Origin of the sequence: Micromonospora nigra (assembly GCF_900091585.1) — a bacterium.
Lineage (GTDB): Bacteria > Actinomycetota > Actinomycetes > Mycobacteriales > Micromonosporaceae > Micromonospora > Micromonospora nigra.
In genome coordinates, this window is the sequence record NZ_FMHT01000003.1 from 867013 (window position 1) to 883739 (window position 16727).

Annotated in this window: 15 protein-coding genes; 2 read left to right on the forward strand and 13 right to left on the reverse strand. The window is 73.0% G+C overall.

What is annotated here, in order from left to right; genetic code table 11:
* The first annotated feature begins 179 nt into the window (after window positions 1-179).
* Window positions 180-989, forward strand: coding sequence for a metal-dependent hydrolase (locus tag GA0070616_RS03235; protein WP_091075961.1), 810 nt, complete (start codon window positions 180-182; stop codon window positions 987-989).
* On the opposite strand, the gene GA0070616_RS03240 is transcribed toward GA0070616_RS03235, so the two are convergent.
* The 8 genes from GA0070616_RS03240 to GA0070616_RS03275 form a co-directional block, all read right to left on the reverse strand.
* Complete coding sequence (locus GA0070616_RS03240) at window positions 973-1470, reverse strand: hypothetical protein (protein ID WP_091075965.1); 498 nt, start codon at window positions 1468-1470, stop codon at window positions 973-975. The two genes, GA0070616_RS03235 and GA0070616_RS03240, sit on opposite strands and share 17 nt — an antisense overlap.
* A 95-nt stretch (window positions 1471-1565) precedes the next feature.
* Window positions 1566-2159, reverse strand: coding sequence for a nucleotidyltransferase family protein (locus tag GA0070616_RS03245; protein ID WP_091075970.1), 594 nt, complete (start codon window positions 2157-2159; stop codon window positions 1566-1568).
* Window positions 2160-2407: 248 nt separating this feature from the next.
* Window positions 2408-2821, reverse strand: a complete 414-nt coding sequence (locus GA0070616_RS03250; RefSeq protein ID WP_091075974.1) for a carbonic anhydrase — start codon at window positions 2819-2821, stop codon at window positions 2408-2410.
* A 2-nt stretch (window positions 2822-2823) separates the two neighbouring features.
* Window positions 2824-4584 carry a SulP family inorganic anion transporter gene (locus GA0070616_RS03255; protein WP_091075977.1) on the reverse strand — a complete coding sequence of 587 codons (1761 nt, stop codon included), beginning with the start codon at window positions 4582-4584 and terminating at the stop codon, window positions 2824-2826.
* 123 nt (window positions 4585-4707) lie between these two features.
* A complete protein-coding gene (locus GA0070616_RS03260) occupies window positions 4708-5295 on the reverse strand; it encodes a rhodanese-like domain-containing protein (RefSeq protein WP_091075980.1) in 588 nt (195 codons plus the stop codon).
* A 109-nt stretch (window positions 5296-5404) separates the two neighbouring features.
* The gene (locus tag GA0070616_RS03265) at window positions 5405-6805 is read right to left on the reverse strand and encodes an MBL fold metallo-hydrolase (RefSeq protein WP_091075984.1); all 1401 of its coding nucleotides are present in this window, start codon (window positions 6803-6805) and stop codon (window positions 5405-5407) included.
* A 135-nt stretch (window positions 6806-6940) separates the two neighbouring features.
* Window positions 6941-7210 (reverse strand): metal-sensitive transcriptional regulator, encoded by a 270-nt coding sequence (locus GA0070616_RS03270; protein WP_091089764.1) that lies wholly within the window; start codon window positions 7208-7210, stop codon window positions 6941-6943.
* 79 nt (window positions 7211-7289) lie between these two features.
* Window positions 7290-8969: a bifunctional 3'-5' exonuclease/DNA polymerase gene (locus GA0070616_RS03275; RefSeq protein WP_425412921.1), complete on the reverse strand. Its 1680-nt coding sequence runs from the start codon at window positions 8967-8969 to the stop codon at window positions 7290-7292.
* Between the two features lie 429 nt (window positions 8970-9398).
* Here GA0070616_RS03275 and GA0070616_RS29400 point away from each other — a divergent pair, with 429 nt between their 5' ends.
* Window positions 9399-9716 (forward strand): TOBE-like domain-containing protein, encoded by a 318-nt coding sequence (locus GA0070616_RS29400; protein ID WP_175439974.1) that lies wholly within the window; start codon window positions 9399-9401, stop codon window positions 9714-9716.
* Here the strand turns inward: GA0070616_RS29400 and GA0070616_RS03290 are convergent.
* The 5 genes from GA0070616_RS03290 to GA0070616_RS03310 form a co-directional block, all read right to left on the reverse strand.
* A complete protein-coding gene (locus tag GA0070616_RS03290) occupies window positions 9622-12852 on the reverse strand; it encodes an ATP-binding protein (RefSeq protein WP_217628178.1) in 3231 nt (1076 codons plus the stop codon). The two genes, GA0070616_RS29400 and GA0070616_RS03290, sit on opposite strands and share 95 nt — an antisense overlap.
* Window positions 12849-13526 (reverse strand): hypothetical protein, encoded by a 678-nt coding sequence (locus GA0070616_RS03295; RefSeq protein WP_091075990.1) that lies wholly within the window; start codon window positions 13524-13526, stop codon window positions 12849-12851. The genes GA0070616_RS03290 and GA0070616_RS03295 overlap by 4 nt, the downstream gene beginning before the upstream one ends.
* A complete protein-coding gene (locus GA0070616_RS03300) occupies window positions 13523-14626 on the reverse strand; it encodes an endonuclease domain-containing protein (RefSeq protein WP_091075993.1) in 1104 nt (367 codons plus the stop codon). The genes GA0070616_RS03295 and GA0070616_RS03300 overlap by 4 nt, the downstream gene beginning before the upstream one ends.
* Window positions 14627-14793: 167 nt before the next feature.
* Window positions 14794-15756, reverse strand: a complete 963-nt coding sequence (locus GA0070616_RS03305) for a carbohydrate ABC transporter permease (RefSeq protein ID WP_091075997.1) — start codon at window positions 15754-15756, stop codon at window positions 14794-14796.
* 13 nt (window positions 15757-15769) lie between these two features.
* Entirely contained in the window at window positions 15770-16711 is a 942-nt protein-coding gene (locus GA0070616_RS03310) for a carbohydrate ABC transporter permease (protein WP_091076000.1), read from the reverse strand.
* Window positions 16712-16727: the final 16 nt, after the last annotated feature.

Sequence of the window (16727 nt, forward strand, 5' to 3'; positions counted from 1 at the left end):
TCCGACAGATCGGTTCGCCGAGCCGGTCGACGCGCCATACTGCCTGGTGATCCTGGGTGGATCCGGGCCCTCTCCCCGGCACTGTCCGGTGTGGACCTCCTGGCGGTGCCCTCCGGCGACGGCGCCGACTACAGTGGCGTAGTTTTGGCGCTCAAGATCCCTGGGGAGGGTGAACCGCGATGATGGGACCGTCCCACGCGCTGTCCGGTGCCGCCGTGTGGCTGACCGGGTCCTGGGCGCTGGACCACTTCTGGGACTACGAGCAGTCACCGCTCGCGCTCGCCGTCGGCACCGCCGTCTGCGCCGGCGGTGCGCTCTTTCCCGACCTGGATCTCTCGGGCAAGGTGACCCGCAACCAGGGCGGCGCGACGGTGGCCCGCACCTTCGGCGTGTTCTCGCTGTTCGTCGCCGAGGTGGTGGAGAAGGTGTCGCTGGGGGTCTACTACGCGACCAAGCTGAGCAGGGACCCGCGCCGCAGCAACGGCCATCGCACCCTGACCCACACCATCCCGTTCACCGTCCTGGTCGGCTGGGGCACCACGGCACTGTGCGCCGCGTACGGCAAGTGGGCCGTCATCGGCATCCTGTTCTTCATGATCGGCCTGGCCCTGCGCGGCCTGTTCGACAAGTGGGCGGAACGGGCCGGCTGGGTCATCGTCACGCTCGTGTCGGCCGGCGCGGCCTGGTTCACCGCCGCCAACCTGCCCGGCGACCGGGGCTACCCGTTGATCGGGTTGGCTGTCGGGGTGGGCTGCTTCGTGCACATCCTCGGCGACATGATCACTCGGGCCGGTGTGCCGCTGTTGTGGCCGATCCCCATCAAACGGCGCATGTGGACGCCGATCAGCCTGCCCGACCGGATCGCCCTGCGGGCCGGCGGCAAGACGGAGGTGGTGGTCGTCCGCAGCGTACTGACCGTCGTCTCGGTGCTCGCGGCGGTGGGCCTGGTGGCCCCGTCGGTGCTCCAACGCTTCAACATCGAGATCTGACCCGCCCCGCGGCGGATGTGGGGGTCTGTCCGGCCGGCCCCGGTGCGTCCGCGTGGAGCCGGCCCACGGCGCGGGTCCCGTGCACCACGACGGCGTAGCCCACCGCCGGCAGCGGCAGCGCCAGGGCCAGCAGCGCCGGGGTGGTGCCGACGGCGCCGCCGACCATGCCGGCGGCGGTCGCGTACATCGCCCCGAGCGCCGACGCGACGGCGCTGGCGATCGCGATGCGGGCGGCGGGCCGGAGCCGGGCCGCGACGGCCTCGGCGATCGCCACGGCGGGCGTCACCGCCGTGGGCACCAGGACCAGGCCGAGCAGCACCGCCATGAGCACCATGACGGGTCCGGCGAGGGGGCCACCGGCGTCCGCGCCGGTGACCAGCGCCAGGCTCAGCAGGCCCAGGTAGTTGAGGAACCCTTCGGCGAGGAACACCGACAGCGCGGCCACCGCCGCCACAAGGTGCCGGGTGACGGTGGCGACCATCGGCGAACCTCCCCGTGTCGACGCGCGCGGCGCCGACCGTACCGCATCGCGACCGGGCCCAGCGCCGGCCCCGCCGGGCAGGGACACCGGCCCGGTCAGACGCCCACGCGCTGCGGTGGCACGGTGAGGCCGTAGAGGGCCATCAGTTCGGGGGTGTCGACGCGGCTGCCGTCGGCGACCGCGTCGCAGGCGATGTCGACGATCTGGTCCTTGTGCGCCAGCAGGTAGGGGCGGGCACCGACGTCCGCGCTGGCCAGGGTGGCGATGCCGGCCCAGTGCCGGCGGCCGAACAGCATCGGGTAGCCGCGCAGGCCGTCGTAGGTGGCGCAGACCAGCACGTCCGGGTACGGCAGGGCGGCCACCCGGCGGACGGCCACGGCGGTCAGTCCCGGCATGTCGACGGGGACCACCACGACGGCTTCGATCCCGTCGTCGTCGAGGGCGGCCAGCCCGGCCCGGATGGACGAGCCGACGCCGGTCCCCCAGGCCCGGTTGACCACCACCGTGGCGCGGGTCAGGTCGGCGGTCTCGCGGACCTGGTCGGCTGCCGCGCCGAGCACGACCACGATGCGGTCGCAGCCCGCCTCGGTCATCGTGTCGATCATCTGGTTCACCAGGGGCTTCTCACCCTGGTGCAGCAGAGCTTCGGGGCCGCCGATGCGGCGACCACCCCCTGCGGCGATGATCATTCCTGCGATCCGGTTCAGCTGCGCCCCCTCCACCGTGGAGCCTTGGCGCGAACCACGGCCCGCTCCGTCGTACGGACACCGGGAGAAACGAGGAGGCCCGGTGTCGGGTAGCGGGGCGAAACGGAGAAATAGTACAAGCCGTTCCGGCGGCCACCGGTCACGACCAGCGCGGCGGGGGGAAACGCCCGCCGGCGGGCCCGGGTCACCAGCCCCGAAGGGCTCCTGACCCGAGGGTCCGCCCGACACGGTCAGTCGGCGGCGGTGGCACCGGCGACGACCTCGGCGACCAGGGTGGGTGCCCAGCAGCCCGCACCGCAGGTGCCGGCGTGCAGTGCCAGGATGCGGGTGCCCGGTAGTTGGGCGGCGAGCCGGGTGGCGGCCGCCCGAAGCTGGCGTCGATGTTCGTCGTCGCTGACCGGGTTGCCGGCGCAGTCCGAGTGACCGGCGATAACCAGTACCCGGCTGCCGTGCGCGTCCTGCGAGACCCGCACCTTCGCCATCAGCGCCGCCAGGCCGTCGCCGCTGACGACCGCCGACTCGGGCCCGGGCTCGGTGATGGTGTCGACGTAGTCGACGTCGAGATGCGCCCTGGTCCACTCGTCGAGGGGCCGCTGGATCCGGCCGTCGATACAGGTGAGGATGGTGGCGAAACGGTCCGGCACTCTCAGATCACCTCGTCTGCCAGCGCACGGGACGATCGCTGCCCCGTCGCGGCGGTGCCGGCCGCCGCTGCCGCCACGGCATCGGCGACGTCGCGATGGACCAGGTTCGCCTCCCGCAGTGACTGCCACAACCCGGCCCGGCTGAGCAGGTCCCGAACCGGGCCACGGACGGTGGCCAGCCGCAGCGTGACGCCCCGGTCGGCCAGCCGCGCTCGCAGCTGGGCCAGCGCGTGGGCGCCGTCGGCGTCGCAGTCACCGATCCCGCTGGCGTCCAAAATCACCGTGTGGACCTGGTCCCGCTGCTCGGCCAGGCCCTGCAGCGAGTCCTCGATCTGCTGGGCGTTGGCGAACAGGAGCGGGCCGTCGACCCGGATCACCGCGATCCGCGCATCGGTCTCCAGGCCCTGGTAACGGGCCACGTTGCGGTAGGTGGTGCTGCCGGGCACCCGCCCCAGTTCGGCGGTGTGCGGGCGCGAGGATCGCCACAGGAACACGCCGATGCTGACGGCGACACCGGCTGCCAGGCCGGGCTCCACCCCGAACAGAAGGGTCACCAGGAAGGTCAGGGCCAGGGTCAGGCCATCGGCCCGACGGGTCCGCCAGGCCGCGACCGCGCCGGCGCGGTCGACCAGGCCCAGCACGGCCACGACGACGATCGCGCCGAGCACCGCCTTGGGCAGGTGGTAGAAGGCCGGGGTGAGGGCGAACGCCGTCACCGCCACCACGACGGCGGTGACGATGGTCGCCACGGGGGTCCGCGCACCCGCGGAGTGGTTCACCGCGCTGCGGGAGAAGCCGCCGGCCACCGGGAAGGCACCGAACACGCCCGCCGACGCGTTGGCCGCGCCGACGGCCACCAGTTCGGTGTTGGCCAGGACCTGCTGGCGTGACTTCGCCGCCAGCGACTTCGCCACGGCGATGCCCTCCATGTAGGACACCAGCGCGATCGCGATCGCGGCGGGCAGCAGCGCGGTGACGTCCGCTGCCGCCAGGCTGGGCAGTGCCGGCACCGGCAGCCCGGCGGGCACCTCGGTCAGGATCCTCACGCCTCGGTCGCCGAGGGCGAACACCGCGCTGACGGCCGTCACCCCGGCCACCACCAGCAGCGCCCCGGGCAGCTTCGGCAGGTGGCGCTTGAGCAGGACGAGGGCTGTGATGCTCGCGACGGAGACGGCGACCGTCAGGCCCTGAACGGTGCTGGCGGCCTGCCACACCGAGGTGACGATCCCGGGGAAGTTCTCCGCGCGCTCCGCGTCGAGACCGAGCAGGTCCTTGAGCTGGCTCGCGGCGATGACGATGGCCGCGGCGGAGGTGAAACCGGACAGGACCGAGTGCGACATGAAGGTGACGACCGCGCCCAGGCGCAGCGCACCCATGCCCAGTTGGATCGCGCCGACCAACAGCGCGAGCAGGCCGGCGAGGGCCGCGTAGCGATCGGCGTCCCCGTTGGCCGCGGGTGCCAGCGCGGCGGCGGTCATCATGGCGGTGATGGCGACCGGGCCGACCGCCAGCGACCCTGAGGTGCCGAGGACGGCGTAGACCAGCAGGGGCACGATCGAGGCGTAGAGCCCGGTCACCGGGGGCATGCCCGCGAGCGCGGCGTAGGCCATGCTCTGCGGCACGAGCATGACCGCGACGGTCAGGCCGGCGACGAGGTCGTGGCGCAACACGGTGCCGCGGTATCCCGGCAGCCAGCCGAGCAGCGGAACGAACCGGGCCGCACCGGTCCGTCGCTGCTGGGGGTAGGTGTCGGTGGTGCTCATGCCCGCACCGCCCGGTACGCGGCGGCACAGGTCGCGATCGGGGCCCGTACGGTGCCGACGACGACGATCGACTCGGCCATGGTTGCCTCCATCACGCTCGGTGGGTCCGGTGGAAGTCCGCGCCTACCGTGCCGGGCCCTCGCGCAACTGACCGACGATGCTGTCCAGGTCGCAGCTGGCACCCCGGTTGTAGGGGAGCTTGCCGAGCAGCATGCCCATCGCGCAGGTGTTGGTGACCGCGGCGAAGGTCAGGCCGGCTCCGATGAACCCGGCGACCCACTTCAGCTGTGGCACGAACACCGAGCCGAGGATGCTGGCCAGCACGACGGCCCCGGCGACGAGGCGGACCTGGCGCTCCAGGTCCCACCGGGGCCTGCCCTGGGCGATCGGGGCGTGGGCGGCCTGCCAGGCCATGATCCCGCCCTTGAGGACCTTCAGGCGGGGCAGGCCGGAGCCGGCGAGGACCTGTTCGGCCCGGGTGGCGCGGGCCCCGGAGCGGCAGATCAGCACGACGTCCTCGTCGAGGTGGCCGCGCAGCTCGTCGCGGTGCTCCTTGAGCAGGTCCAGGGGGACGTTGTAGGAGCCGGGGATGTGCGAGGTCTCGAACTCCCCGGGCGTGCGCACGTCGAGCAGGCGCGGGGCGCGGCCGGAGTCGATCAACTCGCGCAGGGTCGCGGCGTCGAGCGTCGAGGGGGTGGTCGGGGTGGTCATTTCTCTCCTCGGGTGTCGCTTCCTCAGGTGGGCGGGCCGACCTGCGCGGCCTCGCCGGGTGGGGCACCGTCCGGGCACCCCGGCCCGGCGGGGCCGGACGGCCGGGGCGTCAGGTGGTCGGGGCCATCCGGACGCCGGCGGACTCGGCCCGGCCGAACGTGTCGTCGATGACGACGACGTCGCGGCCGGCGTTGGCCAGCAGTGCGGCGGCGGCGGTGGCGCGGTAGCCGGAGCCGCAGTGCACCCACACCGTTCCGGGGGGTACCTCGCCGAGGCGGTCGGGCAGGTCGGGCAGCGGGATGTGCACCGCACCGTCGAGGTGGCCGGCCTGCCATTCGTTGGTCATCCGCACGTCGAGCACGACCTGGGGCGCGGGCAGCCCTCCGGGGGTGTTCCCGGCCTGCGCGGCGGCGAGGGACGGGAAGTCGGCCAGCGGCAGTTCCCGCAGGTCGGACCGGTCCGCGGCCCACTGCTCGGGTGCTCCGGTGGCCTGGGCGGCGGGTCGGTCGATGCCGATGCGGACCAGTTCCCGCTGGGCGTCGGCGACCTGCTCCGGCGTCTCGGCGAGCAGGGTGATCGGGGTGCCCCAGTCGATGAGCCAGCCGAGCCAGGTCGACATCGGCCCGTCGAGGCCCAGGCTGACGGTGCCGGCGAGGTGCGAGGCCGCGTACGCCTTGCGGTGGCGCAGGTCGACCACCCACTCCCCTGCCGCGATCCGCTCCCGCAACTGCCCGGCCTCGGCCCGGGTCACCGGGCTCAGGTCGACCGGGGTGGGGCCGGCGGTGTTGGCCACGCCCATGTGGGCGTAGTACGCCGGGTAGGCGTCCAGCCCGGCCAGGGTCTCGGTGACGAACTGGTCGGCGGCGAGGCGCAGCACGGAGTTGGCCTGCCTCTCCCGCCCGATGGTCGACTCGGGGGCGTCGGCCTGGCTGGCCGAGCAGAAGCTGCCGAAACCGTGGGTGGGCCACACCTGTGCACCGTCGGGCAGCAGGTCGGCGAGCCTGCGCGCCGAGGCGTGCTGGTGGTGGGCCAGGACGTGGGCGTGCTGTTGACCGAGCAGGTCGGTTCGACCGGTGGTGCCGAACAGCAACGACCCGCCGGTGAACACCCCCAGCGGCGACCAACCACCGTCGTCGGCCTCGTCCAGCACGTACGACAGGTGGTGGAACGTGTGCCCCGGGGTGCCGACGACCCGCAACCGCAGCAGGTCGGACACGGCCACCTCGTCGCCGTCGGCGACCCTCATCCGGTCGAAGTCCACCTCGTCGTCGGCGGAGACCAGGTAGTGCGCGCCGGTCAGCCGGGCCAGTTGCAGGCCACCTGAGACGTAGTCGTTGTGGATGTGCGTTTCCACCACGTGGGTGATCCGCACGCCCTTCTCACCCGCGAGATACACGATCCGGTCGATGTCCCGTTGCGGGTCCACCACCACCGCCACCCGGCCGTCCGTGGCCAGGTAGCTGCGGTCGCCCAGGGACGAGGTCGCGATGACCGCCACCTGCACCGTCATCTGTCTGCTCCTTTCATCACCCGCATACCTCCGGGGGTATATGGGATCCAGTCGTCACCCTTGGCCGAACATGCGAACGCGAGTACCCGTCCCGGCGGCAGGCACGCCGCCGGGCCCAGAGTCAGTCCCGGCGGATCACGCCAGGGCCAGGAACAACTTCTCCAGTTCCTCTTCGGTCATCTCCGGCTGCTCGCCGCGGTCACGGGCACCGGAGCAGTGCCGCATGCCGGAGGCAATGATCTTGTAACCCGCGCGGTCGATCGCCTTCGACACCGCGGCGAGCTGGGTCAGCGCCTCACGGCAGTCCTGCCCGCTCTCCATCATCTCGATGACCGCGTTGAGCTGCCCTCGGGCCCGCTTCAGGCGGGTCAGTGCCTCACCGGTCATCTCGGGACGCAACTTCATCTCATCCACCTCCGCCTCCACCGTAGCGCTTACCCCGGGGGGTATACACACGAGCCGCACGGCCACCCTCGCCCGGCCCTCAGGACGCGTCGGCATAGCAGTCGACGACGGACACGTCCAGCGGGAACCGCACCGGAGTGGCCCCGAAGAGCAGGGCGGTGGCGCGCTCACCCGACACGGTCACCGCCTCGGCCACCCGCCCCGCCTGCTCCGCCGGGCAGTGCACGACCACCTCGTCGTGCTGGAAGAAGACCAGCTCGGCGTCGGTGCCGGCGAGCGCCCCCCGCAGCACCGCCAGCAGCGTCGACGCCCACTCGGCGGCGGTGGCCTGGATGACGAAGTTGCGGGTGAACCGCCCCCGCGACCGGGCCGCCCGCGCCCGGGGCGACTGCGGATCGCCGGCCAGGACCGGATCGACCGGCTCCCGCTCCCCGTCGCCCGGGCCGGCCGCCCCCGGCGGGCAGGTACGCCCCAGCCAGGACCGCACCAACCCGCCGGCCTCGCCGGTGCGCGCCGCCGCCTCCACGAAGCCGAACGCCGTCGGATAGCTGCGCCGCAGCACCGCCAGCGCCGGCACCGCCGCGCCGCCGGTCTGCCCGTACATCGCCCCGAGCAGGGCCAGCTTGGCCCGCTCCCGGTCCCCGGCGAACGCGTCGCGGGCCAACGCCGCGTAGAGGTCACCCGTCGCCCCGGCAGCCGCCAGCCGGGCGTCCCCCGACACCGCCGCCAACACCCGGGGCTCCAGCTGCCCGGCGTCGGCCACCACGAACCGCCAGCCGGGATCGGCCACCACCGCCCGCCGGATCACCTTCGGGATCTGCAACGCGCCGCCGCCCCGGGTCGCCCACCGGCCCGACACCACCCCACCGGGCACGTACTCCGGCTGGAAGCGGCCGTCGCGCACCCAGGCGTCGCGCCAGGCCCGGCCGTGCGCCGTCCAGATGCGGTAGAGCTCCTTGTATTCCAGCACCAGCGGCACCGCCGGGTGGTCGACCTCGCGCAGCGCCCAGGCCCGGGTGTTGGGCAGCTCCACCCCGGCCCGGGCGAACGCCCGCAGCAGCTCCGCCGGGGAGTCGGCGTGCACCTGTCGTACGCCGAACGCGTCGGCGATCCGCGTGGCCAGTTCCGCCAGCCGGCGCGGCGGCCCACCCACCGGGGACACCTCGCCGAGCAGTTCGGCGAGGATCTCGTCGTGGACGTGGGCGCGCCAGGGCAGCCCGGCCGCCCCCAGCTCCGCCGCGACCAGCGCGCCGGCCGACTCGGCGGCCACCAGCAGCCGGAACCGGCGGGGATGCCCGGTGGCCGCGATCCGGGCGAGTTGGTCGGCGTACACCCGCCGCAACGCCTCGACGCCCGGACCCGGTGGGCCGGGCAGGGCGTCGAAGAGCGCGGCCTGGCCGTCACCCGGCGGCGCGGGGGGCCGAGGCGGCGGGTCGGCCGGCACGGGTGCGCCGGTCAGCCGGGCCCACGCCGCGGCCACCGAGCGGGGCTCGCCCCACCGGCCGGCGTGGCCGAGCAGCAGCGCCTCGGTCAGTTCGACGTCGTGGCAGCGTTCGACCCGGACACCGGCCCGCAGCAGCGCCGGATAGAGCGTGGCGCCGGAGGCCCAGACCCAGCGCGGCCGGCCGACCCGCTCCCGGACCGCGACGGCTCCGGGCAGGTCGCTGACCTGCTCGGTCGGGCCGGTCGGCAGGCCGGCGGAATCGAGGGGTTGCAGCACCGCACCGCCCCGCCCGTCGGGCACCACCGCCACCAGCACGGACGCGATTCTGCCCGGCCCCTGTGACACGCCTGCCGAAGGGACGCCCAGACGGCGGGCGGTCCACGAGGTCAACCCGGGTGCGGTGGTCGCCGTGACGAGTCCGCCGGACCGCGAAAGGTGCCACGCTGGCGTCGAGCCAGGCCATCCCGCACCTGTTCCTGCGAGACATCCTGCTCGACCTGCGTCGGGCCGATCCGGTGAACAGCCTCCGCGGTGCCGAGGGGGCTACCGCCTGACCCGACCACCGCACGAGACGAGAGCTGGTCCGCGCTGTCCACCAGGTTCTTCGACGAGAACAACGGCATCGTCGCCAAGATCATAGCTACTTCCGGGAAGGCGCAGTGACCTCCACCACGCTCGTCCCTGGCGGACCTCGTCCGGCCGCACGACCTGCAGATCCACACCCGTGGCGGGGCGCCTGCGGCGGTGGCCGGGCGGGTCACCCGGACCAGTCGCGTCGGCTTCGAGAACCGCGTCGAGGTCACCACCGTCGCGGGTCAGGTCGTCACCGTGACCCTGACCCGCGACGAGTTCCTCGCCCTCGGCCTCCACGACGGCGCGTCGGTCCCACCTGACGGTCTCACCGGACAGCCCCACGGTCGCCACCACGCCCCGGCCCCGCCCGTCGGCGTCACCGAGCCTCGCCATCTCACACTGCATCACCCCGGCCGGCGCCGGACTCCTGGGACCGGGCCCGGACGGCGACCTCCTCGGGGGTCAGCGGCGCCTTCGGATGGTGGGTGAGGCACAGCGGGGTGCGTACCTTGACGAACGAGAACCCCTCCCCCGCCGCGTAGAACTCGCCGCTGCTGAGCAGGCCGATGTCGGGCAGCCGCCCACCCTTGGCCTCGGCGAGCTGCCGGGCCGCGTCGATCTGCGCGGGCGCATTCAACAGCCCGAAGAACTGCGTGGTCGCGTTGCCGGAGATCTGGTTGTGCAGACCCTTGGGCGCCTGGGTGGCGAACACCAGCCCGAGGCCGTACTTGCGGGCCTGCGAGGCGAGCGCGATGGAGCTGGCCGTGCAGGCCGTGTTCCCGGTCGACGGGGCGAGCGTCTGCGCCTCGTCCATGACGAACAGCCCACCGAGCGGCCGGTCACCGGCGGGGTGCCGCTTGATCCAGGCGAAGAGCGCCATCTGCAACTGGTTGACGAAGCTCTGCCGCTCCTGTTCGGAGGTGAGACCGACGAAGCTGATCACCGACACCCGGGCTCGCCGGCCGGGCGACGGGGTCAGCAGCAGCCCGGGGTCGGCCGGTGCGCCGACCCCGCCGAAGAGCGGGTCGGTGACCATGGCCGCCTTGAGCGTCTCGGCCAGGTCGTGGGCGAGCCTGTCGGCGCGGGCCAGCCGGCTGACCCCGTCCGGCAGGTCGGCGAGGAACTCGGTGAAGCCGGGCAGGCCGACCATGCCGCTTCTCGCGTACGCCTGGAGGGCCTCGGTGAGGACGGCCTTGCCCTGCTGGGCGAGCCGGGTCGACCGGTCGACGCCGGCGCGCGGCGCGAGCGCCTCCACGGCGGAGCGGATCGCCTGGTCGAACTCGTCCGGCCAGTCACGCAGCGCGGTGAAGTCGGGCAGCGGCTGGAAGCTCAGCGGGCGGCCGGCGGTGACCCGGGGCGTCCACACGACGACCTCGGTGTGGGCGAGGTAGTCCTCGGCCCGGTCGGCGTCGCCGGGCCCCCAGCCGCCCGGCGGGTCAGGCCACGGGTCACCGAGCCGGGCGAGGTCGTTGTTGGGGTCGAGCACGATCGCGGAGACGCCCTGCCGGGCGCACTCCTCGACGAGGCGGCGGATGAGCACAGTCTTGCCCGAGCCGGAGCCGGCGAACACGACCGCGTGCCGGCGGAGCGACTCCAGGTCTACCCGGAAGGGGTGTCCTCCCTCGACCGTCCGGCCCAGCCCGATCGACCGCCCGTCGTCGACGGCGGCGATCGGGGGGTGTGTCCGGCTGTCGGCGCCCACGACGAGATCGACCGCGTCGCCGGGTACCGGTGGGGTGGCGTAACCGTTCGGCGGGGCGGGCACGGCCGCACCGGCCGTCGCGTCGGGTCCGGGCAGGACCGACCGGAACAGGGCGGTGCTACTGGCCGGACGCCGGGCCACCAGCCACTCCTGCAGGGCGGCGGACGGCTCGGCCACCAGCACCCGCAGTGCCGCGAAGACCCGCAGGTCCGCCTCCGCCACCGGGCATCGGACGCCGCCGGCCGCGTCGAAGGCGGTCAACACCTCGGTCGTACGCATCCCGGTCGGCCACGGGCCGTTGCGCAGCAGCACGAGCCGGCGTTGTGGCAGTTCGCGGTCCAGGCCGGCCATGACGCAGGCGGCCTTGACCCGTGCGGTGACCGCCACCGCGTTGGGGTGCGCGACGGCCCGGAAACACCAGTGCGCCTCGTTCTCGGTGGCCTCGTCGAGCACCTCGATCAGCCGCCCGTGCAGCGCGGGTTTACGCCCCGGCGGCGGGTCGTACTTGTAGGTGGCGCCGGTCGGGGCCTGCTCGGCGATCCAGGCCGCCAGGCCCGCCGCGAGCAGTGGCGGCATGTGCTCGTCCTCGGTGGAGGGGGCGAGGGCAGCCGCCACGTCCGCCGCCGCGACCAGCTCGGCGAACCGGACGTCCAGCCGGTGGAGCTGGCGCTCGTCCGCCGCCGGGTCGCCCGTACCGGCCGGGACGACGGTCGGTGCCGGTGCCGGGCCGGTGCTCTCGACGAGACGGTCGAGTTCCACCACCTCGTCGTGGTCTCGGCACCACGAGACGTGACGGTCCACCCGGCGCAGCAGGGCCCGCGGCGTCAGGGTGGGCGCGTCGGCGAACGCGGCCGGGTCGATCGGCCACGTGGGGTGGGGCGGCACGAAGCGCGGGCCGGCGAACGCGGCGGACAGCCGCTTCGCGACAATGGCCCGGCCGATCTCCGGGGTGGGGATCCGGTCCGGGAGCGCGGCCTGGCGGAACCGGTCGCCGACCGGGGTGGGCGCGCTGCGGGCCAGCAGCTCCCAGGTGTCCGGCAGGCAGGAGACGACGACGAGCGTACGGCGGGTGACGTCGCGCAGCTTGAGCAGTCCGTCGGCGATCGGGCCGATCACCTTGGCCTGGCCGTCCTCCAACCCGGCGTGCTGGTCCAGCAGGGACGTGCTGGTCTGGGCGAAGAGCGTGTCGAGCTGGTCGACGGCGAGGACCGTGGGATCCAGCGTCAACGCCATCAGCCGGGAGATGTCCTGGACGATCTGCTGCGGGGTACGGAGCGCGGCGCTCAGCCCCCACGCCGCCCGCCCGGCCGGATCGCCCGGTTCGGAGATCAGGTGGGCGTAGCCGACGTCCTGCGCCTCGAAGTCGACGGTGCCGTGCAGGACCAGCGCCCGGGCGGTGTCCTGACAGTCCCGCCCGACCTCCCGGTCCCGGGTACGCAGCGCACGGACGAACGCGTCGAGCTGCTCGCGCTCGACCGGTCGCATGCCGGCGACCGCGTCGCGTACGTCGGCGGGCAGGCCGATCTGGGCGGTGAGCCGGCGCAGGAAGGTACGCAGCTGGGTGCCCCAGCCGATCGCGTCACGCCCCATGCCCTCGACCAGGGCCAGCGCAACGCTCTCCCAGAACGTCTTGCCGCTGACCAGCTCGACCAGGAAGAAGTAACCGCCGTCGTGCTGGATGCGTTCGCGCACCGCGCCGAGAAGATGGGTCTTGCCGGCACCGGCACGGCCCTGCATCGCCACGCCGAGCGGCACGCTGGTGTCGTCGGTGCGCGCCCGCGCGACCCCGCGCAGGATCTCCGCGACCACCCTGTCGTGCAGCTCCGGCACGTTGTGTCGGCTGGGCCGCCACACGTCGTCCGGGGTGACGGCCGGGTTGAGGCTGACCGCCTCCAGGGCGGCGCGCTGGTCGTCGGGGATCACGCGGCGCCGATCGCCAGGGCGTGGTTGTCCTCGTTGCCGATGCGGACGGCCGCGGCCCGGTCGCGGGGGGTCAGCGACTTGGTGTTCGCCACCGGGATGATGCGGACGTCGTCGCGGACGACCATGGCCCGCAGGGTCGCGTCGACGGTCGCGCGGTCGTGGTCGGCGAGGCGGTCCCGGACGTCCGCGAGGCCGACCCAGGCGCCCGGCGCGGTGGCCAGGTCCCGGTAGGCCGCGCGGACCAGCGCCTCCACGTCCGCCGGCGTGGGTGCCGCCGCGCCCGGCTCGGGCGCGGCGGACACCGTGACCTCACCGGTCTGCTTGAAGAAGTCGCCGTGGCTGACGCGAAGCCGGTCCAGCGACCGGTGCAGGTTGGTCAGGACGGTGAACAGGGACCGGCTGGCGGACCCGCCCGACTTCGGCGGCGCGGCGGTGTGCAGCTGCCGCACCACGCGCCAGCCCTCGTCGGTCAGCTCGTGGGCGAACGGCCGGGTCGTCCGGTCGGTCTCGACCAGCCCCAGCGTGACGAGTTTCCGGTTGTCGGCACCGTTGAGCGGGAAGCCGGCCAGCTCCCGCAACTCGTTGTTGGTGAGTCGGCGTGCCTCGACCATCAGCACCACGAGGGCGTTGATCTGGTTCGGCGTCAGGTTCGGGACGTCCGCCGGGCTCGTCATGGTGTCTCATCTCCGTGGGGGTGAGTGCCGCCCGACCGGCGCCGGGCCAGCAGCCGACGGATCCCGTCGACCACCGCCGGCGCGTCGGCCAGCACCTGCTCGTTGGTGAAGCGGAGCACGTCCAGCCCGAGGACCTGCAGCTGCACGTCCCGCCGCCGGTCGTTGGCGAACGCGATCCGTCCCCGATGTTCCGGGCCGTCCACCTCCACCGCAAGTCCCTCAGCGGGCCAGAAGAGATCCAGCCGGTACGACTCACCGAGCGGGTGCCACTCGTACGTCTGGTTCCACCGTCTCCCGCGAGCCCACCCGTGGGGCGCGAGCGCGCGTTCCAGTGCCTGCTCGGCCGCGCTGTCGCCGCGCGGCACGCCCGCGATCGGCGGCCACGCGAGCACCGCCGGCTCCGGCGGCCAGGCCGGCACCGCCGGCTCCGGCGGCGGGCCGGTGTCAGTCATCCGACCGGCCGGGCCGGCCAGGTCCGCGAGACGCGCCGGCAGTACCACCGGCACCGCACGGACCCGGTCGGCGTGGCGCAGGTTCGCGCCGACCAGCCACACCGTGAAGCCGCCGTGCCGGACCAGCCACTCGGCCGCGGCCACGAGCGTCCGCTCGGCGTCCGGGTCCAGCTCCGACAGGGCGACCAGGAGTACGCAGCCCTCCCGGTCGTACGCCTGCGCGATCACCCGGGCGAGCCCGGCGGCGCGTACCTCCGCCGCGAAGCGGGACCGGCCACCGGGCCGGCGCGGACCGCGCAGCCCACGCTCGGCGAGGTCGGCCAGGAACGGACCGAAGTGCCGGGAGCGGGCGGCGGTGCGGGCCGCGAGGGCACGGACCGCCGCCACACCGAGCGTCCCGCCGCCGTCGAAGCCTTCGCCTCCCGGCAACCAGCGCGGGAACATCGCCAGCGCCACCGCGTCCAACTGGTCGAGGAGGGCGTCCACCAAATCGCCGAGCGGGCCCACGGCGGCGGGCCGGTAGTGCACGACCGCCGGGGCCGCCGCGGGCAGGGGGTCGAGCGCCACCCGCAGCAGTTCCGGGTCCAGGTCCGGCAGGTGGCTGACCCGCCGTGGCGGCGGAACCGCCCACCACGGGCGCGAGGTCACCGCAGGGCGGTGCCGCGGTACGCCCGGGCGCGCGCGGCGGGCCGGACCGGTGGCACCATGCGGGCACTGTACGACAGTGCCGCGACGGCGTTCGGTCGAGGTGTCCAGCCGGTTGACGGGTGGTGTCGAGCAGCCGGGCGACCGGCAACGTGCCGGCGTCCGGCCAGCTACTTGCTGACGCCGGCGGTGAGACCGGACTGCACCTGGCGCTGGAAGACGATGTACACGATGAGCACCGGCAGCATCGCCATGGTGACGCCGGCGAACAGACCCGACCAGTCGGACTTGTAACCCTGGTTGACCGACAGCTCGATCAGGCCCTGGGCGATCACCTGGTTCTTCGGCTCCCCTCCGACGGACTGCATCAGCAGCGTCGGCAGGTACCACTGGTTCCACTGGCCGAGCACGTTGAAGATGCCGATGCTGATCAGGCCGGGCTTGGCCATCGGCAGCATGACGCTGAAGAACAGCCGGCTGTGCGACGCCCCGTCGACCATCCCCGCCTCCGCGATGGCGGTGGGCAGCGTCCGGAAGAACGAGTGCATGAAGAACACCGTGAAGGCCAGCGACCAGGCCACGTACACCAGAATCAGCATGACGTGGCTGTTCGGGCCGAGCAGCGGGAAAACCACCCCGGTGTTGTAGACGCCCTTGAACAGCGGCACCGCCGCCAGGTAGATCGGCAGGGTCAGGCCGGACAGGAACATGTAGTAGATCAGCCGGTTGCCGGGGAACTGGTAGCGGGCCAGCACGTACGCGGCCATCGAGCCGAGCAGCATGGTCAGGAAGACACTGCCGACGAGCACCAGCAGGGTGTTGAAGAAGAACGACCCGAGCTGGCCCTCGGTCCACGCCCGGCCGAAGTTCTCCCACCGCAGGGTGTCGGGGATCAGCGACAGCGGCTCGCGGATGACCTCCGAGTCGCTCTTGAGCGCCGACATCACCACCCACACCAGCGGGTAGAGCACCATGATCGCCCAGACGGCGAGGAACAGGTGCGAGAAGCCGTTGAAGAACTTCGCGCCGATCACACCGCCGCGCCCGGCCGGCGGACCGGCCGGCGTACGGTGGCCGGGCGGAGCCTGGCCGGGCCCGGCCGTACCACCCGGGCTGTGGGTCACCGTGCTCATCGTCCAGGTCTCCTCAGAACTCGATCCGCTCACGACGGGTGATCCTCAACTGCGCGGCGGCCAGCAGGATCGTGAAGATCGCCAGCGCCACGCCCATCGCGCAGGCGTAGCCGAACTGGCCCTTCTGGAACGCGGTGAAGTTGAGCACCGACGCGAAGATCTCGCTGGCGTGGTTCGGTCCGCCCTGACTGGGCGTCATGACGAACACCAGCGCGTACATGTCCAGTGCGATGAAGCCCAGGTAGACCCAGGCCACCGACACCGTCTCCCGCAGCAGCGGCAGGGTGATGCGGAAGAAGGTGTGGAAGCGGCCCGCCCCGTCGAGCAGGGCCGCCTCGTAGATGTCCTTGGGGATCGACTGCATCGCGGCGGAGAACAGCACCATGTAGAAGCCCGCGCCACTCCACACCGCGATCAGCAGCAGCCACCACAGCACCGCCGGTACGCCGAGGAAGGGCTCCGGGTCGTACATGAAGGTGATCGGGTCGCTCTCGTCGACCAGGCCGAGCTTCATCAGCAGGCCGTTGATCAGGCCCTGGCCGTCGGCGCGGTAGACCTGCTGCCACATCACCGCGATGACCACCAGCGACAGCACCTGCGGGAAGAAGAAGATCACCTTGTACAGGCCGGAGCCGAAGACGCCCCGGATGCCGGCCCTGTCCTCGCGTCCGCCCACGTTGAGCAGGAACGCGAGGAACAGGGCCAGCGCGATGGTGAACAGCGGCACGGTGATCAGGAAGAAGACGTTGTGCCAGAACGCCTTCCTGATCAGCTCGTCGGAGAACAGCCGGACGTAGTTGTCCAGCCCGACGAACTGCTGCCTGTCGGAGTAGCCTCCCCAGTCGGTCAGCGAGTATCCCGCCGCCTGCGCGAAGGGCCACACCACGTAGAAGAGGTACAGCCCCACGGGCAGCGCCAGGAAACCCGTGACGAAACGCGCAACACCGTGCCGCATTTCCTCTCACTTCCTC